Origin of the sequence: Nocardioides turkmenicus, assembly GCF_011045035.1 — a bacterium.
GTDB lineage: Bacteria > Actinomycetota > Actinomycetes > Propionibacteriales > Nocardioidaceae > Nocardioides > Nocardioides turkmenicus.
The window spans coordinates 45798-69570 of record NZ_JAALAA010000021.1; the positions used below are offsets into that span (position 1 = coordinate 45798).

24 protein-coding genes are annotated in these 23773 nt (G+C 68.5%); all 24 read right to left on the reverse strand.

What is annotated here, in order from left to right:
• Positions 1 to 6 precede the first annotated feature (6 nt).
• The 24 genes from G5C66_RS21020 to G5C66_RS21135 all read right to left on the reverse strand — a co-directional run bounded on the left by G5C66_RS21020 (position 7) and on the right by G5C66_RS21135 (position 23697).
• Positions 7 to 849, reverse strand: coding sequence for a sulfate ABC transporter permease subunit (locus G5C66_RS21020; protein WP_165112880.1), 843 nt, complete (start codon positions 847 to 849; stop codon positions 7 to 9).
• Entirely contained in the window at positions 842 to 1693 is an 852-nt protein-coding gene (gene cysT / locus G5C66_RS21025; protein WP_165112881.1) for a sulfate ABC transporter permease subunit CysT, read from the reverse strand. The genes G5C66_RS21020 and cysT overlap by 8 nt, the downstream gene beginning before the upstream one ends.
• Before the next feature lie 7 nt (positions 1694 to 1700).
• Positions 1701 to 2777: a sulfate ABC transporter substrate-binding protein gene (locus tag G5C66_RS21030; RefSeq protein ID WP_165112882.1), complete on the reverse strand. Its 1077-nt coding sequence runs from the start codon at positions 2775 to 2777 to the stop codon at positions 1701 to 1703.
• A gap of 145 nt (positions 2778 to 2922) precedes the next feature.
• Positions 2923 to 3840 carry an EamA family transporter RarD gene (rarD, locus tag G5C66_RS21035; protein WP_165112883.1) on the reverse strand — a complete coding sequence of 306 codons (918 nt, stop codon included), beginning with the start codon at positions 3838 to 3840 and terminating at the stop codon, positions 2923 to 2925.
• Between the two features lie 61 nt (positions 3841 to 3901).
• The gene (locus tag G5C66_RS21040; RefSeq protein ID WP_338144263.1) at positions 3902 to 4915 is read right to left on the reverse strand and encodes a polyprenyl synthetase family protein; all 1014 of its coding nucleotides are present in this window, start codon (positions 4913 to 4915) and stop codon (positions 3902 to 3904) included.
• Positions 4912 to 6456: an NADH-quinone oxidoreductase subunit NuoN gene (nuoN, locus tag G5C66_RS21045; RefSeq protein WP_165112919.1), complete on the reverse strand. Its 1545-nt coding sequence runs from the start codon at positions 6454 to 6456 to the stop codon at positions 4912 to 4914. Before nuoN ends, G5C66_RS21040 begins: the two co-directional genes overlap by 4 nt.
• A gap of 4 nt (positions 6457 to 6460) precedes the next feature.
• Positions 6461 to 7885, reverse strand: coding sequence for a complex I subunit 4 family protein (locus G5C66_RS21050; protein ID WP_165112884.1), 1425 nt, complete (start codon positions 7883 to 7885; stop codon positions 6461 to 6463).
• Between the two features lies 1 nt (position 7886).
• Positions 7887 to 9752 carry an NADH-quinone oxidoreductase subunit L gene (nuoL, locus tag G5C66_RS21055; protein ID WP_165112885.1) on the reverse strand — a complete coding sequence of 622 codons (1866 nt, stop codon included), beginning with the start codon at positions 9750 to 9752 and terminating at the stop codon, positions 7887 to 7889.
• Positions 9746 to 10051, reverse strand: a complete 306-nt coding sequence (gene nuoK, locus G5C66_RS21060; RefSeq protein ID WP_008356449.1) for an NADH-quinone oxidoreductase subunit NuoK — start codon at positions 10049 to 10051, stop codon at positions 9746 to 9748. The genes nuoL and nuoK overlap by 7 nt, the downstream gene beginning before the upstream one ends.
• Positions 10048 to 10764 (reverse strand): NADH-quinone oxidoreductase subunit J, encoded by a 717-nt coding sequence (locus tag G5C66_RS21065; RefSeq protein WP_165112886.1) that lies wholly within the window; start codon positions 10762 to 10764, stop codon positions 10048 to 10050. Before G5C66_RS21065 ends, nuoK begins: the two co-directional genes overlap by 4 nt.
• Positions 10761 to 11300 carry an NADH-quinone oxidoreductase subunit NuoI gene (gene nuoI / locus G5C66_RS21070; RefSeq protein ID WP_165112887.1) on the reverse strand — a complete coding sequence of 180 codons (540 nt, stop codon included), beginning with the start codon at positions 11298 to 11300 and terminating at the stop codon, positions 10761 to 10763. Before nuoI ends, G5C66_RS21065 begins: the two co-directional genes overlap by 4 nt.
• Positions 11297 to 12583 (reverse strand): NADH-quinone oxidoreductase subunit NuoH, encoded by a 1287-nt coding sequence (gene nuoH, locus G5C66_RS21075; RefSeq protein ID WP_165112888.1) that lies wholly within the window; start codon positions 12581 to 12583, stop codon positions 11297 to 11299. Before nuoH ends, nuoI begins: the two co-directional genes overlap by 4 nt.
• Positions 12580 to 14790, reverse strand: coding sequence for an NADH-quinone oxidoreductase subunit G (locus G5C66_RS21080; protein WP_165112889.1), 2211 nt, complete (start codon positions 14788 to 14790; stop codon positions 12580 to 12582). Before G5C66_RS21080 ends, nuoH begins: the two co-directional genes overlap by 4 nt.
• On the reverse strand, positions 14772 to 16082 hold the full coding sequence (gene nuoF, locus G5C66_RS21085; protein ID WP_165112890.1) for an NADH-quinone oxidoreductase subunit NuoF: 1311 nt from the start codon (positions 16080 to 16082) through the stop codon (positions 14772 to 14774). Before nuoF ends, G5C66_RS21080 begins: the two co-directional genes overlap by 19 nt.
• On the reverse strand, positions 16079 to 16720 hold the full coding sequence (nuoE, locus tag G5C66_RS21090) for an NADH-quinone oxidoreductase subunit NuoE (RefSeq protein WP_165112891.1): 642 nt from the start codon (positions 16718 to 16720) through the stop codon (positions 16079 to 16081). Before nuoE ends, nuoF begins: the two co-directional genes overlap by 4 nt.
• The gene (locus tag G5C66_RS21095; protein ID WP_165112892.1) at positions 16717 to 18027 is read right to left on the reverse strand and encodes an NADH-quinone oxidoreductase subunit D; all 1311 of its coding nucleotides are present in this window, start codon (positions 18025 to 18027) and stop codon (positions 16717 to 16719) included. The genes nuoE and G5C66_RS21095 overlap by 4 nt, the downstream gene beginning before the upstream one ends.
• Positions 18024 to 18662 carry an NADH-quinone oxidoreductase subunit C gene (locus G5C66_RS21100; protein WP_165112893.1) on the reverse strand — a complete coding sequence of 213 codons (639 nt, stop codon included), beginning with the start codon at positions 18660 to 18662 and terminating at the stop codon, positions 18024 to 18026. The genes G5C66_RS21095 and G5C66_RS21100 overlap by 4 nt, the downstream gene beginning before the upstream one ends.
• Positions 18659 to 19213, reverse strand: a complete 555-nt coding sequence (locus G5C66_RS21105) for a NuoB/complex I 20 kDa subunit family protein (RefSeq protein ID WP_141802432.1) — start codon at positions 19211 to 19213, stop codon at positions 18659 to 18661. Before G5C66_RS21105 ends, G5C66_RS21100 begins: the two co-directional genes overlap by 4 nt.
• Before the next feature lies 1 nt (position 19214).
• Positions 19215 to 19571 (reverse strand): NADH-quinone oxidoreductase subunit A, encoded by a 357-nt coding sequence (locus G5C66_RS21110; RefSeq protein WP_165112894.1) that lies wholly within the window; start codon positions 19569 to 19571, stop codon positions 19215 to 19217.
• 208 nt (positions 19572 to 19779) lie between these two features.
• A complete protein-coding gene (locus tag G5C66_RS21115; protein ID WP_165112895.1) occupies positions 19780 to 20844 on the reverse strand; it encodes a hypothetical protein in 1065 nt (354 codons plus the stop codon).
• A 189-nt stretch (positions 20845 to 21033) separates the two neighbouring features.
• Positions 21034 to 21684, reverse strand: coding sequence for an HD domain-containing protein (locus tag G5C66_RS21120; RefSeq protein WP_165112896.1), 651 nt, complete (start codon positions 21682 to 21684; stop codon positions 21034 to 21036).
• Positions 21685 to 21725: 41 nt separating this feature from the next.
• Entirely contained in the window at positions 21726 to 22397 is a 672-nt protein-coding gene (locus tag G5C66_RS21125) for an ankyrin repeat domain-containing protein (RefSeq protein WP_165112897.1), read from the reverse strand.
• A 19-nt stretch (positions 22398 to 22416) separates the two neighbouring features.
• Entirely contained in the window at positions 22417 to 23106 is a 690-nt protein-coding gene (locus tag G5C66_RS21130) for a demethylmenaquinone methyltransferase (RefSeq protein ID WP_165112898.1), read from the reverse strand.
• Positions 23107 to 23115: 9 nt separating this feature from the next.
• Positions 23116 to 23697, reverse strand: a complete 582-nt coding sequence (locus tag G5C66_RS21135) for a hypothetical protein (protein ID WP_165112899.1) — start codon at positions 23695 to 23697, stop codon at positions 23116 to 23118.
• Positions 23698 to 23773: the final 76 nt, after the last annotated feature.

Consider the following 23773-nt stretch of genomic DNA (forward strand, 5'->3'; position numbering starts at 1 on the left):
GTCCTTTCACCGTACGCGCGCACCGCGGGCGCGCAGCACGAAGACGATGAGGATGCAGACGACCGAGACGCTGGCGAGGAGGAAGGCGACGGCGTACGCGCCCTGCTGGTCGAAGTTGAGGTACTTCTCCTCGACGGCGAGGGTCGCGGTGCGGGTCTGGCCGAGCACGTTGCCGGAGACGACCTTGACCGCACCGAACTCGCCGAGCGAGCGGGCCAGGGTGAGCACGACGCCGTAGACGACGGCCCACTTGATGCCCGGCAGCGTGATCCGCCAGAACGTCTGCCACGAGCTCGCGCCCAGCGAGGCCGCGGCCTGTTCCTGCTCGGTCCCGATCTCCTCCAGGACAGGGATGACCTCGCGGATCACCAGCGGCAGCGACACGAACGCGGTCGCCATGATGATCCCGGGCGTCGAGAAGATGACCTGGATCCCAGCGGACTCCAGGGCAGGCCCGAACCAGCCGTCGCGGCCGCCGTAGACGAGCACGAGCGCCAGGCCGACGACGATCGGCGAGACGGACAGCGGCAGGTCGATCAGCGCGCTCAGGATGCGCTTGCCCGGGAACTCGGTCCGGACGAGCAGTAGCGAGATCGAGACGCCGAAGACCAGGTTGATCAGCGTCGCGACGACGGCGGCGATGCAGGTCAGCCGGATCGCGTGCATCATCTGCGGGTCGCTGAAGATCCCGGCGAACGCCTCGGTCGTGAACCCGACGTCGGGGACGTGGAAGGCGTTCCAGCCGACCAGGACGACCGGCCAGGCCACGAGCAGACAGAGATAGGCGATGACGACCAGACGGAGGACGTACGTCAGTGGTGTGCGCGGAGCGCGACGGGTCTCAGCCACGGCGGACCATCCTCCGCTGGATCAGGTCGAGGACGACGATGACGAGCAGCGAGACCACGAGCAGCATCGCCGCGATCGCCGCTGCGCCCTCCGGGTTGTCGTTCTCGATCGCGGACAGGATCCGCACCGAGGCGACCTCGGACTTGAACGGCAGGTTGCCCGAGAGCAGGACCAGGGAGCCGTACTCCCCCATCCCGCGCGCGAACGAGAGCGCCGCACCCGCCGCGATGGCCGGGGCCAGCGACGGCAGGATGATCCGCCGGAACGTGGTGAACCGGGAGGCCCCCAGGGAGGCCGCGGCCTCCTCCACGTCGGCGTCCAGCTCCTCGAGGACCGGCTGCACCATGCGTACGACGAAGGGCAGGGTCACGAAGGCGAGCGCCAGGTAGACCGACATCGACGTGTTCGCCAAGTGCAGGCCGAGCGGTGACTCGGCGCCGTAGAGGGAGAGCAGCACGAGGCCGGCGACGATCGTCGGGAGCGCGAACGGGATGTCGATGATGACCTCGAGCAGGCCCTTGCCCCAGAACCTGTCGCGCACCAGGACCCACGCGATGACGGTGCCGATGACGACGTTGATCAGCGTGACCACGACGGCCGCGCGGATCGTGAGCCAGATGGCGGAGGCGGTCTGCTCGTTGCCGAGCTGGCTCGCGAAGGCGGACCAGCCCCCGCTGGACGCGGTGATGATCACCGCGACCAGCGGGATGAGGACGAGCAGGCTGAACCAGAGCATCGTGACGCCGAGCCCGATGCCGCTGGTCCTTGTCAGAGTGGAGGCCGGCCGACTGGACCGTGTCGAACGTGGGGCAGCCGGCCCGGCCGTAGGGATGGTTGTGGTCATGACCGGACTACTGGGAGGCCTTGCCGGACTTCGCGATGGAGTCGGTCACGATGCCGAGCGCCTCGCCGTCCTCACCGGTGCCGAAGAGCTTCTCCTTGACGCCGGACCAGTCGCGGCCGCCGAAGTCGTTCTCCAGGGTGAGCAGCTGCTTCGGCGCCGGGAACGGGTCGGCCGGGTCCTTGGCCCCCTTGATGTCCTCCGGCTTCAGACCGATCGCGTCCCAGTCGACGACGCCGGGCTCGGCGGTGTTGACCGGGCGGAAGCCGGTCAGCGCGAACTGCTTCTGACCGCCCTGGGGGTCGAGGACGAAGTCGAGCCAGTCCTGCGACGGCTTCGAGGAGTCCTTGAGGATGGCGCCCGGGTTCTCGATCAGCACGGTCGAGTCGGGGACGATGTACTCGAAGCCCTGCCCCTGCTGGGCGGCGAGGATCGCCTCGTTCTCGTAGGCGAGCAGTACGTCACCGGTGCCGCCGAGGAAGGCGGTCGTGGCGTCGCGACCCGAGTTGGTGAGCGTGACGACGTTCTTGAAGAGCTTGTCGAGGTACGCCTTGCCCTCTTCCTCGGAGCCGCCGTTCTTCACGACCGAGCCCCAGGCGGCCAGCGCGTTCCAGCGGGCGGCTCCGGAGGAGGCCGGGTTGGCGGTGACCACGCCGACGCCCGGCTTGATCAGGTCGTCCCAGCCCTGGATGTTCTTCGGGTTGCCCTCACGGACACCGAGCACGACGACCGAGCTGGACACGATGCCCTTGTTGTCGCCGTCGTCCCACGTCGGGTCGACCAGGCCGGCCTTCTCCAGGCGCTGTACGTCGGTGCCGACGGACAGGTGCACGTAGTCGGCCTTCAGACCCGACTCGACCGCGCGGCTCTGGTCACCGGAGGCGCCGTACGAGGTCTCGAAGGTGACGCCCTCGCCCTCGGGGGTCTTGTTGAACTCCTTGGCGATCGCCTTGTTGGCCGTCTCGGGGACGGCGAATCCGACGATGGAGATCGACTCCGCGTCAGTGCCACCGCCGGAGCCACCGCATGCGGTCAAGGTCAGGATGCTCGCAGCGGCCAGCGCCACTGCAACCTTGATCTTCTTCATCTGGTTCCTCACTTCTGCCCTGCCGAGTCAAGGTCGATCGGGTTACGAATGTCGAGGACAATACTGGACTTAGTCGAGTGAATGTGAAAACGAGCGATCGGTCCGCTTCGTGGACGCCGACCAGCCTGCGGGGCTGACCTCTCGGCTAGACGCCGGTGGTGCTCAGCGGGGCGAGCTGCTCGCGCAGGACCTTGCGCCGGTGGTGGACCGCCTCGGCGCTGAAGATGACCAGCGCGACCCAGACGATCGCGAAGCCGGCCCAGCGGCCGGGAGGCATCGCCTCGTGGGCGATGAAGACGCCGACGGCGAACTGCAGGATCGGCGCCAGGTACTGCAGCAGCCCGATCGTGACCATCGGCACCCGGATGGCGGCCGCGCCGAAGCAGGCCAGCGGCACCACGGTGATGATGCCGAGGCTGATCAGCATGAGCACGTGGAGGACGCCGTTCCCGAAGAGCGTGCCGTTCCCGGTGGCCTGGAGCGCGATGATGAGCGCCAGCGCGAACGGCGCGGTCACGGCGGTCTCGACGGCCAGCGACTCGAACGGGCCGACTCCCGCGCTCTTCTTGAGCAGCCCGTAGGTGCCGAACGAGAACGCCAGCACCAGCGCGACCCAGGGCAGCCGCCCGTAGTCGATGGTGAGCACGACGACGGCCACGAACGCGATCCCCAGGGCTACCCACTGGAGCTTCCGCATCCGCTCGCGCAGGATGATCACGCCCATCAGCATCGTGACCAGCGGGTTGGTGAAGTAGCCCAGGCTCGTCTCGACGATCCGCCCGTTGTTGACCCCCCAGATGTACGTCACCCAGTTGATCGAGATCACCGCGGCCGCCGCTGCCAGCAGCATGAGCTTGCGCCGGTCGCGCAGGATCGCCGCCACCTGCTTGCGGCGCCCCACGATCAGCACCAGTGCCGCGGCCACGATCAGCGACCACACGATCCGGTGGCCCAGGATCTCCCAGGCACCGGCAGGCTCCAGGAGCGGGAAGTAGAGCGGGAACGCACCCCACATGACGTACGCCGCAGCGCCGAACATCACTCCACGACGCTGCTCACTCACAGCCTTACGTTACCGCTCCGGGTAACGTCTTTTTACCTGAGGCCGAAAGTCGAGACCCTCCTCAGACGGAGCGGACGGCGACGATGTCGGCGAAGGCCTCGAGGGCCGTACGGACCGGGCCCTCGGGGAGCGGGGCGAGCGCGGTCTTGGCCTCCTCCGCGCGGGCCTGGACGTAGGCACGGGCCTCGGCCAGCGCCGGGTGGGCGCGGAGCAGGGAGACACACTCGGCCAGGGCCGCGTCGTCGGTGAGATCGCCGTCGAGCAGCTCGAGGAGACGGGCGTCGCCGGGGTCGTTCGCACGGCGGACGAACAGCACCGGGAGCGTCGGCACGCCTTCGCGCAGGTCGGTGCCCGGCGTCTTCCCGGACTCGTCCGAGGCGATGTCGAGGATGTCGTCGGAGAGCTGGAAGGCGACGCCGACGATCTCGGCGTACGCGACCAGGGCCTCCTGGATCTCCTGCGACGCACCGGAGAACAGGGCGCCGTAGCGCGCCGCTGTGGCGATGAGGGAGCCGGTCTTGCCGGCGAGCACCTCGAGATGGTGGTCGACCGGGTCGACGCCCTCCTCCGGCTCGACACCTTCCAGGATCTGGCCCTCGACGAGTCGCCGGAAGGCCTCGGCCTGGATGCGTACGGCCTCTGCCCCCAGGGTCGCGGTCAGCTCCGAGGACCTGGCGAAGAGGAAGTCGCCGGTCAGGATCGCCACGTTGTTGTCGTAGTGGGCGTTGGCGGAGTCGGCGCCGCGGCGTACGAGCGCCTCGTCCATCACGTCGTCGTGGTAGAGCGACGCCAGATGGGTCAGCTCGACGACCGAGGCGGCAGTGATCACCTCGGGCGCATCGGCATCCGGTCCGCATTCCGCCGTCAGGCACACCAGCAGCGGCCGGAACCGCTTGCCGCCGGCCTCCAGCAGGTGGGAGGCCGCCTCTGTGACGAAACGGGACCGGCTCTGGGTGTGACCCGCCAGGTCCTTCTCGATCACTGCGAGGCGCGCGCGCAGTCGCTGCTCGAGCTCGGGATCGGTGATCGGGAGGGCGAGTTCAGGGGCTCGGTCGGTGGGTGCGCTGGTGCTCACCCGATGAATCCTCCCGCATCCACCAACAGGCTGAGCACAGGGCCCGGAATTACACCCAACAAGACGGTGGCGACAGCGCTCAGAGCGATCACGACGGAGGTGGCGTAGGACGGGGTGGAAACCGTGGCCGCGTCCTCGCGCGCGTCGGTGAAGAACATCAGCATGATGACGCGTACGTAGAAGAAGATCGCGATGATGCTGGAGCCGATCGCCACCGCGACGACGGGCCACTGACCCGCGCCGAGGGCCGCGGCGAAGACGCCCCACTTGCCGATGAACCCGGCGGTCAGCGGCAGTCCGGCCATCGAGAGCAGGAAGACGGCGAAGGTCGCCGCGACCCATGGGTTGGTACGTCCCAGGCCGGCCCACCGGTCCAGCGAGCCGACCTCGCCGTTGGGCCCGCGGACCAGGGAGACGATCGCGAACGCGCCGAGCGTGGCGAACCCGTAGGCGGTCAGGTAGAAGAGCACCGCCTGGGTGGACCCGAAGGCGTCGGTCTGCACACCGAGGAGACCGGTGAGCAGGAAGCCGGTGTGGGCGACGGCGGAGTAGCCGAGCATCCGCTTCACGTCGCTCTGGACGATCGCGAACGACGCGCCCAGCAGCATGGTCAGCACCGCGACGACCCCGATCGCCGGACGCCAGATGTCGCCCTCGGCGCCGAAGGCGACGTAGAAGAGCCGGAGCATCGCGGCGAACGCGGCGATCTTGGTGGCGGCCGACATCCAGGCGGTCACCGGCGTCGGGGCGCCCTGGTAGACGTCCGGCGTCCAGGAGTGGAACGGCACCGCACCGGTCTTGAAGAGCATGCCGACCGCCATCAGACCGATGCCGAGGAGCAGCAGCGGACTGGAACCGTCGGCAGCCGCCGCCTCGCCGATCTCCGCCAGCGACATCGACCCGGCGAAGCCGTAGACCAGCGCGAGACCGTAGAGGAAGATGCCGGAGGAGAAGGCGCCGAGCAGGAAGTACTTCAGCGCCGCTTCCTGGGAGAGCAGCCGGCGACGCCGCGCCAGACCGGTCAGCAGGTAGAGCGGCAGCGAGAGCACCTCGAGCGCCACGAAGAGCATCAGCAGGTCGCCGGAGACGCAGAAGAGCATCATCCCGCCGACCGCGAACATCATGAGCGGGTAGACCTCGGTGTGCTCCAGGCCCCGCTGGGAGGCGGTGCGCTCGGCCGAGGTGCCCGGCAGTGCAGCCGCCTGACCTGCGAAGACGCTCACGCCGTTGTCGAGGCGACGCTCGGCGAAGAGCGCGACGCTGCCGAGCGAGACCAGCAGCACCAGCCCCTGGGAGAAGACCCCGGGACCGTCGATGACGAGGGCTCCCTCGCCCGTCGAGACACCCAGCCCCGACCCGGCGCCGACGGCGACCGTCCCGGCGAGCGCGGCGACCAGCCCGGCCAGCGCCAGCGACACCTGGGCGTTGAACCGGGCGGCGCGGGGCGCGAAGGCCTCCACGACGACACCGGCGCACGCGACGCCGAGCACCAGCAGGACGGGCCAGATGGTGGCGTACGAAATTCCGGGGGACTCGAACATCGCGTCACTCACCTGCCTGGATCACATTGACGAGAGGCTCCACGACCGGCGACGCCGCCGAGATCAGCGGTGCGGGGACGAAGCCGAAGAAGAAGAGCGCGACCAGCAGCGGCACGAGTACGCCGACCTCCCGCCGGTCGAGGTCGCGGACCGGCCCTCGGGAGAGCTGCGCGGGCCCGGTGAAGATCCGCTGGTAGGCCCACAGCACGTAGATCGCGGCGAGCACGATCGCGGTGACCGCGATGACACCGACCAGCCAGTGGTAGTCGAAGGCGCTGATCAGGACCATGATCTCGGAGACGAACTGGGAGAGCCCGGGAAGGCCCGCGGTGGCCAGGCCGGCGATCAGGAACGTGCCGGCCAGCACCGGGGTGGCCTTCTCCAGCCCCCGCATCGACGAGATCGAGGCGGTGCCCTTGCGGGTGATCAGGAACCCGGCGATCAGGAACATCGCCGCGGTCGCGACACCGTGGTTGACCATGTAGAGGATCGCGCCGACCAGGCCCTCGCGGGTCGCGGCGAAGATGCCGAGGGTGATCAACCCGAAGTGCGAGAGCGAGGTGAGGCCGATCAGGCGGAGCAGGTCGTCCTGCCCGATCGCGAGCACGGCGCCGTAGACGATCGAGATCAGCGCCAGCACGATGACGACCGGCGTCGCCCAGGCGGAGGCCTCCGGCACCAGACCCAGGCAGAGCCGGATCATGCCGAAGGTGCCGATCTTGTCGAGGACGCACACCAGGAGCACCGAGGTCGGCGTGGTCGCCTGCTCGGTCGTGTCGGCCAGCCAGGTGTGCACCGGGAACAGCGGCGCCTTCACCGCGAACGCGATGAACATCGCCACGAAGATCCAGCGCTCGGCGGTGGTGCCGATGTCGAGCTGGGCCAGGTCGCTGATCAGGTAGGACGGCGCACCGGCCTCCGAGGAGACCACGAAGAACCCGATCAGCGCACCGAGCAGCACCAGGCCGCCGCCGAGCTGGAACATCAGGAACTTGAGCGCGGCCTTGGCCCGGTTCGGCCCACCGTGCTGGCCGATCATGAAGTACGCCGGGATCAGCGTCGCCTCGAAGGCGATGTAGAAGACGAACAGGTCGGCAGCCAGGAAGGTGAGCAGCGCGAAGGCCTCCAGAGCCAGCGCCCAGGCGTACCACCGCTTGTCGTGGTCCTTGACCGCGGCCACCATCACCAGCGGCACCAGGACGACGGTCAGCAGCACCATCAGCTTGCCGAAGCCGTCCATCTCCAGCGCCCAGTGGACGCCGAGCGGCTCCATCCAGACGAGGTCGGTGTCGGGGGCGGTGAACATCGTCACCAGGCCGGCGATCAACGTGGCGATCGCGAAGCCGAAGGCCCACAGCTTGGGCCGGGCCGGCATCACCGCGGTGATCAGCGCACCCGCGAACGGGATGAGAACGAGGAGTGTCAGCAAGTCAGCTCACCACGATCAGGGCCAGGGCAACGAGGACGGTGCCGCCTAGGACGGAGAGGGCATAGGAGCGTACGTAGCCGGTCTGCGCCTTGCGGAGCTCACCGGCGATCGCCGCCAGCGCGATCGGGCCACCGCTCATCAGGCCGTCGACGGCGTACTTGTCGGTCGCGAGGGTGCCGCGGGTGATCGCCATCCCGGGCGGGACGACGACGTCCTCGATGTGCGGGACCGGCAGGTAGCGGGTCGGCGCGGTCGTGGTCGGGCGGCGTCCGAAGACGAACCCGGCGGCCGCGACGCCGATCGCGACGACGACCACCGCGAGGACCGAGGTCGCCCAGACCGGGAGCGGACCGTGGTGCTCGGCGTGGCCGATCGCCACGACCGGCTCGAGCCAGTGCTCGATCCAGCCGCCGAGCGCGAAGACACCACCGAGGACCGACAGCGCGGCGAGGACGACGAGCGGCCCGGTCATGATCCGCGGCGACTCGTGCGGGTGTACGCCCTCGGGCCACCGCTTGCGGCCGAAGAAGGCGAGCATCATCAGGCGGGTCATGTAGAACGCGGTCACACCGGCGGCCAGGAGGGCGATGATGCCGACCAGCCAGCTCTCCGCGAAGGCGACCTCGAGGATCTTGTCCTTCGACCAGAAGCCGGCGAAACCGGGGAAGCCGATGATCGCCAGGTAGCCCATCGCGAAGGTCAGGAACGTGACCGGGAGCGCCCGGCTGAGGGCGCCGTAGTGCTTGAGGTTCACGTCGTCGTTCATGCCGTGCATCAGCGAGCCGGCCCCGAGGAACATGTTGGCCTTGAAGAAACCGTGGGTGAGCAGGTGGAAGATCGCGAACGCGTAGCCCGGCCCGCCGAGCCCGGCGGCGAGCATCATGTAGCCGATCTGGCTCATCGTCGAACCGGCCAGGACCTTCTTGATGTCGTCCTTCACGCAGCTCACCGCGGCACCCCAGATGATCGTCACCAGGGCGACGACCACGACCGCGGTCGAGGCGGCCTCGGCGGCGTCGAAGACCGCGCTGCTGCGGACGATGAGGTAGACGCCCGCGGTCACCATCGTCGCCGCGTGGATCAGTGCCGAGACCGGGGTCGGGCCCTCCATCGCGTCGAGCAGCCAGCCCTGCAGCGGCACCTGCGCGGACTTTCCGCAGGCGCCGACGAGCAGCAGGATGCCGAGCCAGTTGAGGGTCGTCGTGGACGTCTCGCTGATGTCGATCGCGGAGAAGGAGGTCGACCCGAAGGTGACGAAGCAGAGCGCGATCGCCAGCGAGAGCCCCATGTCGCCGACCCGGTTCATCACGAACGCCTTCTTGGCGGCAGCGGCCGCGGACGGCTTGTGCTGCCAGAAGCCGATCAGCAGGTAGGACGCCAGACCGACGCCCTCCCAGCCGAGGAAGAGGCCGACGTAGTTCTCCGCCAGCACCAGCATCAGCATCGCGGCGAGGAACAGGTTGAGGTAGCCGAAGAACCGGGCGCGCCGCTCGTCGTGGGCCATGTAGCCGACCGAGTAGACGTGGATCAGCGTGCCGACACCGGTGATGAGCAGCAGGAACAGGCTGGAGAGCTGGTCGTAGAGCAGGTCGAACCCGACGCTCAGGTCCCCGGTGTCGAACCAGGTGTAGAGGTGCTGGACGACCTGTCGGCTCTCCTCGTCGCGGCCGAGGGCGGCGATGAAGAGAACCAGGCTGACCACGAAGGACGCGCCGGCGAGGCCGACCGCGAGCCAGTGCCCGATCCGGTCGAAGAGTGCCGGCGCCAGCGGCCGCCCGATCAGGATCAGGGCGGCGCCGGCCAGAGGCAGCGCGATGACCAGCCAGAGCAGCGCGAAGACGCCGCCGGCCTCGACAGGAGTTACCACTTGAGCATCCTTGGCTCGTCGACCGAAGCCGTGTTTCTGGTGCGGAAGATGGTCATGATGATCGCCAGCCCGACGACCACCTCAGCGGCCGCGACGACCATCACGAAGAACGCCGTCACCTGCCCGTCGAGGTTGCCGTGCATCCGGCTGAACGCCACCAGGGCCAGGTTGGCCGCGTTGAGCATGAGCTCGACGCACATGAAGACGACGATCGCGTTGCGCCTGGTCAGCACGCCGATCGTGCCGATCGTGAAGAGGATGGCGGACAAGATGACGTACGCCGTGGTGTTGTCTGTCATTCGCCCTGCCCCTCGTCACCCGTTCCGTTCGAGGCCCCTCCGGCGAGGATGGCCGGGACCGACTTCTTGCTCTGCGACCCGTCCGGCAGGAGCGCCGGGGTGTCGTTGCTGTTGTGGCGCGCGAAGGTGCCCGGTGGGGGCAGCGGGCCGAGGTGCTTGCCGCTCTTGGCGTAGTCGGCGACCCGCTTCCGGGCCAGGTCGGTCTGGCTCTGCTTCGGGTCGATCCGCTCGCGGTGGGCCAGCACCATCGCACCGATCGCCGCCGTGATCAGCAGCGCGCTGGTCGCCTCGAAGGCGATCACGTAGCGGGAGAAGAGCAGGTCGGCGAGACGGTGTACGTTGCCACCCTCGTTGGCGCTGGACAGCCCGCGCATCGTGGCGATGCTCGCCTGGCCGACGCCGGCGATGAGGGTCGCCCCGAGACCGATGCCGAGCAGAGCCGCGAGCACCTTCTGTCCGGCGATCGTCTCCTTCAGCGTGTCGGAGGTGTCGACACCGACCAGCATGATCACGAACAGGAACAGCATCAGGATCGCACCGGTGTAGACCACGATCTGCACCGCGAAGAGGAACGGCGCCTCCAGCGTCGCGTAGATCATCGCCAGGCCGATCATCACCACCGCCAGCGACAGCGCGGCGTGCACGGGCTTGCGCGCGAACAGCAGTCCCAGCGCCGCGATCACTGTGACCGAGGCGAGGATCACGAAGCTCATCGGATGGTCTCCTTGGGCTCCGGCGCGTAGTAGGAGGTGTCGTCGTTGCCGAGGAACATCGGGTGGGGAGGCGCCTCCATCCCGTCCTCGAGCGGCGCGAGCAGATCCTGCTTCTCGTAGATCAGGCTCTCGCGCGTGGTGTCGGCGAGCTCGTAGTCGTTGGTCATCGTCAGCGCCCGCGTCGGGCAGGCCTCGATGCACAGCCCGCACAGGATGCAGCGCAGGTAGTTGATCTGGTAGACGCGGCCGTAACGCTCCCCTGGCGAGTAGCGCTCCTCCTCGGTGTTCTCCGCGCCCTCGACGTAGATCGCGTCGGCCGGGCAGGCCCAGGCGCACAGCTCGCAGCCGACGCACTTCTCCAGGCCGTCAGGGTGCCGGTTGAGCTGGTGGCGGCCGTGGAACCGCTCCTCGGTCGGCTCCTTCTGCTGCGGGTACTGCTCGGTGACCGGCTTCTTGAACTGCGTCCCGAACGTCACCGCGAACCCGCTGACCGGGTCCCAGAAACGCTCCTTGAACGTGCGGTCGTCGTTGCTCACTTTGCCTCCTCAGGAGAGGGAAGAATGCGTACGCCGTTGGCGCTCGCCGGCGGCCCGAACACCAGTGGCTGGGCGGCACCTCGTACGGCCCCGCCCTGCGGCAGCGCGGGTGTGGGGAAGCCGCCGGCCGGGGTGGTGACCTGGGCCTCCTTCTCCGGGAGCCGGTTGAGGAAGCCGAGCACGACGACCGCCGTGACCGCCAGGCCGAAGCCGAAGAGGAACCAGTTGGGGCTGAAGCCGCCCTCGATCGCGGTCATCTTGATCACCGCGACGACGACGATCCAGGCGAGGCTCGCCGGCAGCAGCACCTTCCAGCCCAGCGACATGAACTGGTCGTAGCGCAGTCGCGGCAGGGTGCCGCGCAGCCAGATGAAGACCCAGATGAAGAAGAACATCTTCAGGAAGAACCACAGCACCGGCCAGTAGCCCTCGTTGGCGCCGGCCCAGATCGTGCCGAGGCCGAGCGGTGCCCGCCAGCCGCCGAGGAACAGCGTCGTGGCGAGCGCGCTGACCGTGGCCATGTTGATGTATTCGGCCAGGAAGAAGAGCGCGAACTTCAGGCTGGAGTATTCGGTGTGGAAACCACCGACCAGCTCACCCTCGGCCTCGGGGAGGTCGAACGGCGCACGGTTGGTCTCGCCGACCATCGAGATGCAGTAGATGAGGAAGGACGGCAGCAGCAGGGCGCCGAACCACCAGTCCTCCTGGGCCGCGACGATCTGGCTCGTGGACAGGCTGCCGGCCATCAGGAAGACGGTGACCAGCGCCAGGCCCATCGACACCTCGTAGGAGATCATCTGAGCGCTGGAACGGAGCCCGCCGAGCAGCGAGTACGTCGAGCCGGAGGCCCAGCCGCCGAGCACGATGCCGTAGATGCCGATGCTGGCGATCGCCATCACGAACAGCACCGCGACCGGCATGTCGGTCAGCTGCAGCGGCGTCTCGACGCCGAAGAAGTTGACCTCCGGACCGAACGGGATCACCGAGAACGTCACGAACGCCGGCACGCACGCCAGGATCGGCGCGGTGATGAAGACGATCTTGTCGGCCTTCTCCGGGGTCAGGTCCTCCTTGAGCGCCAGCTTCACGCCGTCGGCGAGGGACTGCAGCAGACCGAACGGTCCGTGCCGGTTCGGGCCGATGCGGTGCTGCATCCGGGCCACGACCTTGCGCTCCCACCAGATGTTGAACAGCGTCAGCACGACGCACACCACGAAGACCAGCAGGACCTTGATGGCGATGATCCACCACGGGTCCTGGCCGAACTGCTCCAGCCCGTTCACTGCTCTGCCCCCTCGATGGTCACCGTCGAGCCCGGCGAGGCGAGGTCCGCCCAGACGCCGCGCCCGAAGCTGTTCGTCGGCACCCACACGGTGTTGTCGGCCAGCTCCGCCGGGAGCGCCGGGAGCGTCCAGCTCCCGCGGTCACCGGCGATCGTCACGACGTCACCGACCTTCTCGTGGAGCGCTGCCGGGATGCGTACGAATGCCGGCCGTGCGGTCGCCGCCAGCGCCTTGTCGCCCCGCTGCAGCGTCCCGTTGTCGAGCATCAGGCGCCAGGTGGCCAGGCGGAGCCCCGCCGAGTCGGTCGTTGTGGCGGCCGAGTCGGTAGTTGTGGGTGACGATTCGACAGTTTCGTCCGCCACTTCTGCGGACTCGGCGTCCAGAGGTGAGAACTCGGCGGTGATGTGGGCGAGCACCTCGGCGTCGGAGTAGGCCGCGGGCTTGTCGAAGACCTTCTCGAACGGGCGGCGGCGCCCTTCCCAGGTCACGAAGGTGCCGGCCTTCTCGGAGGCGGTGGCGACGGGGAGTACGACGTCCGCGCGCTCGGTCACGGCGGTGACCCGCTGCTCGAGGCTGACCACGAAACCGGCCTGGTCGAGGGCGGCCAGGAACGCAGCCGGGTCGGCGGTGTCGTCGGGGTCGACGCCGGCCACGACGAGGGCGTCGAGGCCGCTGCGCACGATGCCGTCGGCGTCGAGACCACCTTCGCCCGGGAGCAGGTCGGCCTCGACCGCGCCCCGGTCGCCGGCGCGACGCGGAACCCAGGCGAGCCTGGCGCCGGTGCGGTCGGCGAGGTCGGCCGCGGCGGAGTAGGCGCCGGGGCTGGTCGCCAGCCGCTCGCCGACCAGGATCACCGAGGCCTCGGTGACCCCGTTGACCTGCGACAACGCGTCCTTCTCCGCACCAGGAGCGGTCAGCACGACCTCGGCCCCGAGCTTGCGGGAGCCCTCGGAGGCGTACGCGCTCAGGGCGGTGATCCGCAGACCCTTCCGGTTGGCCTTGCGCAGGCGCAGGAAGAGCGTGCCGGCCTCGTCCTCGGGCTCGAGGCCGACGAGGACGACGTGGTCGGCAGCGTCGAGGTCGGCGTAGGTGACGCTCGTCCCCGCCACCCGCGAGCGCAGGAAGTCTGTCTCCTCCGCCGACAGCGGGCGGGCGCGGAAGTCGATGTGCGGCGTACGCAGCGTGTCCCGCGCGAACGAAGCGTAGGCCTTCGCGTCCTCCAGCGTCAGCCGGCCACCGGGCAGCACGCCCACCGAGCCGGCAGCGGCCAGACCGGCGGCGGCGACGGCGACGGCCTCCAACCAGGACGCCGGCCGGAGCTCGCCGTCCTCACGGACCATCGGCGAGGTGAGCCGGTCGCGGACGGCGTAGCGGAAGGCGAAGCGGTCCTTGTCGGAGATCCACTCCTCGTTGACCTCCGGGTCGTTGCCGGCCAGGCGGCGCATGACCTTGCCACGGCGGTGGTCGATGCGGATCGCGGCGCCGCAGGCGTCGTGCTCGGCGACACCGGGCGTGGAGACCAGGTCGAACGGGCGAGCCCGGAAGCGGTAGTCGTCAGAAGTCAGCGCACCGACCGGGCAGATCTGGATGACGTTGCCGGAGAAGTAGGACGAGAACGGCTTGTCCTCGGCGATGCCGATCTGCTGCTGCGCGCCGCGTTGGATCAGCGCGATCCCCGGGTCGCCCGGGATCTCGGCGGCGAAGCGGGTGCAGCGCTGGCAGACGATGCAGCGCTCACGGTCGAGCAGCACGTTCGGCGAGAGGTTGATGGGCTTGGGGAACGTACGCTTCGTCCCCTCGAACCGGGTCTCCCCCTGCCCGTGGGACATGGCCTGGTTCTGCAGCGGGCACTCGCCGCCCTTGTCGCACACCGGGCAGTCCAGCGGGTGGTTGACCAGGAGAAACTCCATGATCCCGTGCTGCGCCTTCACGGCCGTGGAGTTCTGCGTCTCCACCACCATGCCCTCGGCGACCGGGATCGTGCAGGAGGCCTGCGGCTTCGGGAACCCGCGGCCGTTGCCGGCGTCGGGGATGTCGACCAGGCACTGCCGACAGGCGCCGACCGGGGCCAGCAGCGGGTGGTCGCAGAAGCGCGGGATCTCGATCCCGGCCTCCTCGGCGGCCCGGATCACGAGCGTCCCCTCGGGGACCGTGACGTCGGCGCCGTCGATCTTGAGAGTTACGTCGCTCATTTCGACTCCGCCCATGCAGTCGACGCGGCCGGATCGAACGGGCAGCCGCCCTGCTCGAGGTGGGCCAGGTATTCGTCTCGGAAGTACTTGATCGAAGAGGTGATCGGGCTCGTCGCACCATCACCCAGCGCGCAGAACGAGCGGCCGAGGATGTTGTCGCACTGGTCGAGCAGCAGATCGAGGTCCTCGGGCTTGCCGTCACCCTTCTCCAGCCGCTCCAGCACCTGCACCAGCCACCAGGTGCCCTCCCGGCACGGTGTGCACTTGCCGCACGACTCGTGCTTGTAGAACTCCGTCCATCGCAGCACCGCGCGCACCACGCACACCGAGTCGTCGAAGATCTGCAGCGCGCGGGTGCCGAGCATCGAACCGGCCGCAGCCACACCTTCGAAGTCCAGCGGCACGTCCAGGTGCTCCTGGGTGAACAACGGCGTCGAGGAGCCGCCCGGGGTCCAGAACTTCAGCTCGTGCCCCTCGCGTACGCCACCGGCCAGCTCGATCAGCTTGCGCAGGGTGATGCCGAGCGGGGCCTCGTACTGGCCAGGCTTCTTGACGTGTCCAGACAGCGAGAAGATGCCGACGCCGGCCGACTTCTCGGTGCCCATCCCGGCGAACCAGGAGGCGCCGTTCTTCACGATCGCCGGCACCGAGGCGATCGACTCGGCGTTGTTGATCACGGTCGGGCTCGCGTAGAGACCGGCGACGGCCGGGAACGGCGGACGCAGCCTCGGCTGCCCGCGGCGCCCCTCGAGCGAGTCGAGCAGCGCGGTCTCCTCGCCGCAGATGTAGGCCCCGGCGCCCGCGTGGACGACCAGTTCGAGGTCGTAGCCGGAGCCGTGGATGTTCGTGCCGAGGTGGCCGGCCTCGTACGCCTCACGGACCGCGGCCTGCAGCCGCCGGATCACGTGCAGCACCTCGCCGCGTACGTAGATGAAGGCACGCTCCGCACGGATGGCGTAGGAGGAGATGATCACGCCCTCGACCAGGGTGTGGGGCGAGGCCATCATCAGCGGGATGTCCTTGCAGGTGCCCGGCTCGGACTCGTCGGCGTTGACCACGAGGTAGCGCGGCTTGGGGTTCTCCGGGTCTGCCGGCGGCAGGAAGCCCCACTTCACGCCGGTCGGGAAGCCGGCGCCGCCGCGGCCGCGGAGACCGGAGTCCTTGACCGCGGTCTGTACGTCCTCGGGCGCCATCCCGAGCGCGATGTCGAGCGCCTCGTAGCCGCCGGTGGCGGCATAGGCGGACAGCGTCCAGGCCCGCTCGTCGGCCCAGTTGGCGGTCAGGACCGGGGTCAGGGTGTCGGTCATGCCTCCGGCGCCTTCCAGTCGTTGTCCTTGGCCAGTCGCAGACCGGCCTGGGAAGCCTCACCCGACGCGGGCCCCTCGTCGACGAGCCCGTCCTCGAAGCCGGCGAGCACCCGCTCGGCCTCGCGCCAGCTCGTGATCCGCGCCCCGCGCGAGGCCACGACCTCGCGGCCTTCCCGCAGGTCCTCCACCAGCTGGAGCGCCGACTCCGGCGTCTGGTTGTCGAAGAACTCCCAGTTGACCATCACCACGGGCGCGTAGTCGCAGGCCGCGTTGCACTCGATGTGCTCGAGCGTGATGCTGCCGTCCGCCGTCGTCTCGTCGTTGCCCACCTCGAGCTTCTCGCGCAGGCACGCGAAGATCTCGTCGCCGCCCATGACGGCGCAGAGCGTGTTGGTGCAGACACCGACATGGTGCTTCCCGACGGGATGACGCTTGTACATCGTGTAGAAGGTCGCCACCCCGCTCACCTCGGCGGGCGTGAGGCCGAGGACGTCGGCACAGGCCTGGATGCCTTCGGGGGTGACCCGGCCCTCCACCGACTGCACCAGGTGGAGCATCGGCAGCAGCCCGGAACGGGCCTGCGGATAGCGGGCCGCGATCTCCCGCAGCTCGTCGAATGTCTCCGGAGCCAAGCTCATCGGTCGACGCCTCCCATCACCGGATCGATGGACGCGATCGCCACAATCACGTCGGCCACCATGCCGCCCTCGGACATCACGCTCGTGGCCTGCAGGTTCGTGAACGACGGGTCCCGGAAGTGGACCCGGTAGGGCTTGGTGCCGCCGTCGCTGACCACGTGGGCGCCGAGCTCTCCGCGCGGCGACTCGATCGCGGCGTACGCCTGGCCGGCCGGGACCCGGAAGCCCTCGGTCACCAGCTTGAAGTGGTGGATCAGTGCCTCCATCGACTCGCCCATGATGTGGCGGATGTGGTCGAGGGAGTTGCCCTGGCCGTCGGGGCCGACGGAGAGCTGCGAGGGCCAGGCGATCTTCTTGTCGGCGACCATCACGGGGGCGCCGTCGAGGTCCTTGAGCCGCTTGAGCGCCTGCTCCATGATCCGCAGCGACTCCCACATCTCGGCCAGCCGCACCCGGAACCGCCCGTAGGAGTCGCAGGTGTCCCAGGTGATGACCTCGAAGTCGTAGTCCTGGTAGCCGCAGTAGGGCTGGGTCTTGCGCAGGTCCCACGGGTAGCCGGTCGACCGCAGGATCGGGCCGGTCAGGCCGAGCGCGAGGCAGCCCTCCAGATCGAGGTAGCCGACCTGCTCCAGGCGGCCCTTGAAGATCGGGTTGGCGTTGCAGAGCGCGGCGTACTCGGTCAGCCGGGTCTTCATCAGCTCGATGAACTCGCTCACCCGCGCGACGGTGCCCTCGGGCACGTCCTGGGCGACGCCGCCGGGGCGGATGTAGGCGTGGTTCATCCGGAGTCCGGTGATGAACTCGAACAGGTCCAGGCACAGCTCGCGCTCGCGGAACCCGATCGTCATCACGGTCAGCGCGCCGAGCTCCATGCCGCCGGTCGCGATCGCCACCAGGTGGGAGGAGATCCGGTTGAGCTCCATCAGCATGACCCGGATGACGTCGGCCTTCTCCGGCACCTCGGCCTGGATACCGAGGAGCTTCTCCACCCCGAGGACGTACGCCGTCTCGTTGAAGATCGGCGAGAGGTAGTCCATCCGGGTGACGAAGGTCGTGCCCTGGGTCCAGGAGCGGAACTCCATGTTCTTCTCGATGCCCGTGTGGAGGTAGCCGATCCCGGCACGCGCCTCGGTCACGGTCTCGCCCTCGAGCTCGAGGATCAGCCGGAGCACCCCGTGGGTCGAGGGGTGCTGCGGACCCATGTTGACGACGATCCGCTCGTCCTTGACGTCCTTGAGGGCGTCGGTCAGCTCGTCCCAGTCCTGGCCGGTGACGGTGAACGTACGTTCGTTCTCGGTGGTCGTCATGAGTAGCTCCTCCGGGTGTCCGGCGGCGGGATCGTCGCGCCCTTGTATTCCACGGGGATCCCGCCCAGCGGGTAGTCCTTGCGCTGCGGGTGACCCGGCCAGTCGTCGGGCATCAGGATCCGGGTCAGACCCGGGTGGCCGTCGAAGACGATGCCGAACATGTCGTAGGTCTCGCGCTCGTGCCAGTCGAGCGTCGGGTAGATCGCCACCCCGCTCGGCACGTGCGGGTCCGCGTCGGGGGCGGAGGTCTCGACCCGCACCCGGCGGTTGTACGTCATCGAGAGCAGGTGGTAGACCGCGTGCAGTTCTTTGCCCTGGTCAGAGGGGTAGTGCACCCCGGAGACCCCCGAGCAGAGCTCGAAGCGCAGCTCGTCGCGGAGCATCTGCAGGGCCTCGAGCAGCCGCTCGCGGCGTACGTGGAAGGTCAGCTCGCCGCGGTGGATCACCGCCTCGGCGTCGGTGAAGGCCAGTGCATCGGCGATCTCCTTGAACCAGCCGCCGTAGGGCTGCACCCCGACATCGCTGATGCGGCTCGGCATCGTGTGCCGGCGGGTCAGACCGCCGTAGCCGCTGGTGTCGCCGGTGTCGTTCACGCCGAACATGCCGCTGTTCTGACCGATGTTCTGGTCGCTCACCGCAGGAGTCCCGTCTGGTCGATCAGCGGCAGCAGCTTGAGCGCCTCGGCCTCGGCCTCGACCTCCTCGCGCTCGGCGTTCACGCCCAGCGAGCCGCCCTGGATCTTGTCGTGGAGCTTGAGGATCGCGTCGATCAGCATCTCCGGGCGTGGCGGGCAGCCGGGGAGATACATGTCGACGGGCACGATGTGGTCGACGCCCTGGACGATCGCGTAGTTGTTGAACATGCCGCCGCTGCTGGCGCAGACGCCCATGGCGAGCACCCACTTCGGCTCGGGCATCTGGTCGTAGATCTGCCGCAGCACCGGCGCCATCTTCTGGCTCACCCGGCCGGCCACGATCATCAGGTCGGCCTGCCGCGGGCTCGCCCGGAAGACCTCCATGCCGTAGCGGGCCAGGTCGTACTTCGGCCCGCCGCTCGTCATCATCTCGATGGCGCAGCAGGCCAGCCCGAACGTCGCCGGCCACAGGCTGGCCTTGCGGAAGTAACCCGCCAGGCCCTCGACGGTCGTGAGCAGAACCCCGCTCGGGAGCTTTTCTTCGAGACCCATGTCAGTCCCAGTCCAATCCACCGCGGCGCCAGACATAGGCGTACGCGACAAAGACGGTCAGCAGGAACAGGCCCATCTCCGCGAGGCCGAACCACCCCATCGCGTCGAACCTGACGGCCCACGGGTAGAGGAAGATGATCTCGATGTCGAAGATGATGAACAGCATCGCGGTGATGTAGTACTTCACCGGGAACCGACCGCCCAGCGCCTGAGGCGTGGCCTCGATCCCGCACTCGTAGGGATCCGCCTTGGCCTTGTTGGCGCGACTCGGCCCGACGACCGAGCTCATGATCACCGACCCGACCGCGAAGAGCGTCGCCAGTCCCGCCAACGCGAGCACCGGCACGTAGAGCTCCATCTCGCCTCCTACCCTGAGCGGCCCACCCCTTCTTGAGACTTTGTGAATAGAATCACAATGTGGGCCAACTCACATCCTGCCACTCCTGCGGCGGAATGCAAGTGGGTTGCTGAAATGGCGCGCGGCACTTTCTCGCCATGGTGGAAATGTGCCCGCGCATCCGGCGGCAAACGCTTGCAGAACCACGCCATGGCGGGGTTGTGGCGGGTCAGACTTCGGCGGCGGTCGGCGTCGGCGTGTCGAGGAAGGCTCGGGGTATCACGACGATCCGCTTCTCGACGTTGTCCGGAGACATCGGTGTCCCATCCGGGCCGGGCCGCAGCACTTCGTACGTCACGGTGTGCTCGGTCGTCCGGCGCATCTTCAACCACCCGTGATGCCAGGCGACGCTTCCCCAAGGTCCTTGGACCTCGATCCACTCACCCACCGATCCGACCACCCTGGTATTGGCCGGATACATCCCAGACATCCGCCCATGAGCAGCGAGGAGCCAGGCGGCCGGGTTGAGCAGCGTCATCACCGCCAAGAAGGTCGCCATCACGTATGAGCCGAAGGCAAACTGGGATGCAGCGTTGATGCTGAAGAGCACCGGGAGCGCCCAGGCCACGATGCCGACCTCGGCGCGCAACCACGACCTGATGAGCCTGAGCCGGAGGGCCTGGTCGATCACCACCGGCTCTCCGGCCATCGGGGGTTCCGCCGACGTCCGACCCGCCCTCGCCAGCAGTTCGCGTCGGATCTCCGGACCGATGAGCTGGACTGGGAAGTCGACCGAACGCGACAGCTCATCGGGCCCAGCCGGTAGGTACAACGGGGCGGCCACGGTCCTCGGACCCTCCTGCCGGCACCGCGCGAGCACCGGGCCCACCGTGACCTGCGTCAGTCGTGACCAAGGGTAGAAAGCGAGCCGACTGAGCGTACGCACACCCATGCCGCCGTCCGTCACCCACGCAGTGAGCGTGGCGCCGGCGGGATACTCGCGCTCGACCCGGCCGCAGACGGTCAGCAGCAACATCAGCGCCAGAAGAGCCATCCCGAGCAATCCGAGGGTCAACGCAGTCGCGATCACGAAAGCGTCGCCGATGGCTTCGGGAGCCAACTCCTGCGCACTGGCCCACACGAGGCCTGCCAGCAGCAGGGCCATGCCCAGAGTATCCAGCCAGAACGCCGGGCCCCGAAGCCGCAAGCCCACCATGGCCCGCTTGAGCCGACGCTGATCGTCGATCGTGACCGTCCAGTCCGTCACCGAGCCCGGCACCACATCCGCATCCACGGGCGGCCCTCCTCAGCGTCCCGGCCTGCAAGCCTGTCGCAGCGTACTGGATACCCCGGGTGGGAATGACCCGATCTCCCCATGCCGAGTCGGCCCGTCTTGACCGAAAATCTCGCCGAGTCGGCCCGTCATGACGGGCCGACTCGGCCCGATTCAGCGTCAAGATGGGCCGGCTCGGCGGGATCGGGGTCAGTCGGGGTCGGAGCGGATCCAGCCCTTGGCGAGCCCGGCGCGGACGATGGCGTCGGTGGCCGCACCGAGGGTGGTCGAAGCGGCGACGACGCCCGCCTCGCGGGCGCGGACCCGGGACTCGGTGGCGCCGGGCATGCTCCAGGTGCCGCCGCGGTTGAGCCAGTTGAGGAGCATCGGCTCGAGCCGGTCCATGGCCTTGCAGAACCGAGCTTCGGGGGTCTGAGCGGCCTCGAACTCGTCCCAGAGCGCCCGGATCTCCCCCGCCTGGTCGGGCGGCAGCATCGTGAAGAGCCGGTCGGCGGCGGCGAGCTCACGCTCGACCTGGTCGACGATCGCGGCGGGGTCGAAGACGGGACTGTCGCCGGCGTAGATCTCGACCATGTCGTGGATGATCACGAGCTTGATCGCGTGCCCGACGTCGATCGGCTCGTCGGCGTACTCCGCCAGCAGCAGCACCATCAGCGCCAGGTGCCAGGAGTGCTCGGCGTCGTTCTCCCGGCGGTCGGCCGCGGCCAGCGGAGAGGCCCGCAGGATCGTCTTGAGCCTGTCGGCCTCGGCGATGAACTCCAGCTGCGCCCGCAGCCTCCCGCCGATCTCGTCCGGGAGGGGGTTCAGGTCGATGATCAGGTCCTCGTGCGAGTCGTCCATGGAAGGACCTTCGCATGCGGCGTACGCGTCGAAAAACTTGGTTATCGAGTCGGGAGGGCGCGCTTGGAGCGGCTCACGTACGCCGATCCCTCCGGGCCGACGACGACGTAGGAATCGCCCAGGCGGGAGTTGTACTCCAGGTGGGCGCGGCCCCAGAACATGCCGATGCGGATGCCGCCGTACATCCCCGGGGCGGTGAACCAGGCCTCGTCGGGGCCGCCCTCCTCGGAGATGAGCCGCACGTCGAACGTACGCAGCTGGTGGTCGCCGCGGAACTCGGCGGTCAGCTCGGCGAGCGTCGTGTTGACGTGCTGGTTGACGGCCTCGAGGTTGTCACCGAGCGGGGTGCCGGGGCGGTAGTAGGGGTCGAGCATGTCAAGCAGGTGGTCGTGACCGCGGCGCTTGGCGAGCTGGTAGGGCGTCTCGCCGTGGGCGGTGGGCAGCGACCGGACGCCACCCAGCGAGAGCAGCTCCTGCACCGTCTCCCGCGGCGCGCCGAGGTAGGCGGCGTGGTGGAGCGGCGTGAACATCGACTCGCCGCCGATCTTCCAGGTGTTGACGCCGACGGTGTAGTCGTTGCGTACCTGCGAGAGCGCCCGGCGCCAGTCTCCCTGAGCGGCGGCGTCGGTGAGCGAGTCCCTGGCCTTGACCGCTGCGGGTCCGTAGGCCTCGCGAGGCATCAAGATGCCGTCCCATGGCAACGTCGTGGTCATAGTTGCACTTTCGCAGAGATCAAGCGGTTGCGTGATGAAGTGCGACGATTCCACCCGAGAGATTCGTCCAGGTCGGCGACTGCCAGCCCGCTGAGGTGAGCATCTCGGCGAGACCTGCCTGGTCTGGCCATGCCCGGATGGACTCAGCGAGATAGACGTACGCGTCGGGAGAGGACGATACCGCCCGGGCGACCGGCGGAAGCGCCCTCATCAGGTATTCGACGTAGACCGTCCGGAACGGCTTCCAGGTCGGGTGCGAGAACTCGCAGACCACGATCCGCCCGCCGGGGCGGGTGACCCGGCGCAGCTCACGGAGGCCGGCGGCAGGGTCGACGATGTTGCGCAGGCCGAAGGAGATCGTGACCGCGTCGAAGGTCGCATCCCGGTAGGGCAGCCGGGTGCCGTCGCCGGCGGTGAACGGCAGGTGGGGCTTGGCTGCCTTGCCGACCTGGAGCATCCCGATCGAGAAGTCCGTCGGCACCACGGAGGCACCGGCGTCCAGGAACGGCTGGGAGGAGGTGCCGGTGCCGGCCGCGAGGTCGAGCACGAGCTCGCCCGGCTTCGGGGCGACAGCCTTGATCACCTCACGTCGCCAGCGTCGGTCCTGACCCAGCGAGAGCACGTCGTTGGTGATGTCGTAGCGCTTGGCCACGGCATCGAACATCCGGCGGACGTCGCCGGGCTGCTTGTCCAGGTCTGCTCGGGTCACGTGCAGAGCTCAGGCGAGCTTCTCGAAGATCTCGTCGGCGTACTTCGCCGCGTCCTTCTTCGTGGCGGCGGTCGCCTGGACGGTCAGGTCGTTGGAGGCGTGCGAGCAGGTCGCCTGGGTCTGGCCGGTCTGCTGGTCGGCGCTGGAGTAGCAGACGTTGTCGCCCACCTTGGAGACCTCGCCACCGCCGTAGTAGGCGCTGCCGTCGCCGGCGAAGGCGCGGATCATCACGGACTTCTTCATGTCCTTGGTGATGTAGGTGCGCGAGGCCATCGAGAACCCGAGCGCGTCGGACACGTTGCGGTCCTCGGTCTTCGAGCTGGCGGCGTTCTGCTTGATGAACAGGTCCAGCTGCTCCTCGGACGCGCCCTGCTTCTTGATCACGTCGAGGTCGTAGGAGGACTTCTTGTCGGCCGGCTTGTAGCCGCCCGACAGGGTCTCGGGAAGCGTGATCTTCACGCCCGAGTGGGACTCGGAGTCGCCAACCCACCGTGGCAGGCCAACGCCCAGCACGACGAACAGGGCCAAGGCGATGATGCCGAGGGTGATGCCGTTCTCTGCGATGAACGACTGCTCTTTGTTGGTACTCACGCCAGCGCACGCTACAACCAGCATGGTGAGGGTTGGCAAACGGGGCGGTCATGCCGCATACATCACTTCGACTCGT

Coding starts and splice junctions, on each gene's coding strand:
- G5C66_RS21125 (WP_165112897.1), bottom strand. CDS start 22,397: ATGACCACGACGTTGCCATGGGACGGCATCTTGATGCCTCGCGAGGCC.
- nuoF (WP_165112890.1), bottom strand. CDS start 16,082: ATGACCGACACCCTGACCCCGGTCCTGACCGCCAACTGGGCCGACGAG.
- G5C66_RS21065 (WP_165112886.1), bottom strand. CDS start 10,764: ATGAGCTTCGTGATCCTCGCCTCGGTCACAGTGATCGCGGCGCTGGGA.
- G5C66_RS21080 (WP_165112889.1), bottom strand. CDS start 14,790: ATGGGCGGAGTCGAAATGAGCGACGTAACTCTCAAGATCGACGGCGCC.
- nuoN (WP_165112919.1), bottom strand. CDS start 6,456: ATGTTCGAGTCCCCCGGAATTTCGTACGCCACCATCTGGCCCGTCCTG.
- G5C66_RS21095 (WP_165112892.1), bottom strand. CDS start 18,027: ATGACGACCACCGAGAACGAACGTACGTTCACCGTCACCGGCCAGGAC.
- G5C66_RS21120 (WP_165112896.1), bottom strand. CDS start 21,684: ATGGACGACTCGCACGAGGACCTGATCATCGACCTGAACCCCCTCCCG.
- G5C66_RS21105 (WP_141802432.1), bottom strand. CDS start 19,213: ATGGGTCTCGAAGAAAAGCTCCCGAGCGGGGTTCTGCTCACGACCGTC.
- cysT (WP_165112881.1), bottom strand. CDS start 1,693: ATGACCACAACCATCCCTACGGCCGGGCCGGCTGCCCCACGTTCGACA.
- G5C66_RS21030 (WP_165112882.1), bottom strand. CDS start 2,777: ATGAAGAAGATCAAGGTTGCAGTGGCGCTGGCCGCTGCGAGCATCCTG.
- G5C66_RS21110 (WP_165112894.1), bottom strand. CDS start 19,571: ATGGAGCTCTACGTGCCGGTGCTCGCGTTGGCGGGACTGGCGACGCTC.
- nuoE (WP_165112891.1), bottom strand. CDS start 16,720: ATGAGCTTGGCTCCGGAGACATTCGACGAGCTGCGGGAGATCGCGGCC.
- nuoK (WP_008356449.1), bottom strand. CDS start 10,051: ATGACAGACAACACCACGGCGTACGTCATCTTGTCCGCCATCCTCTTC.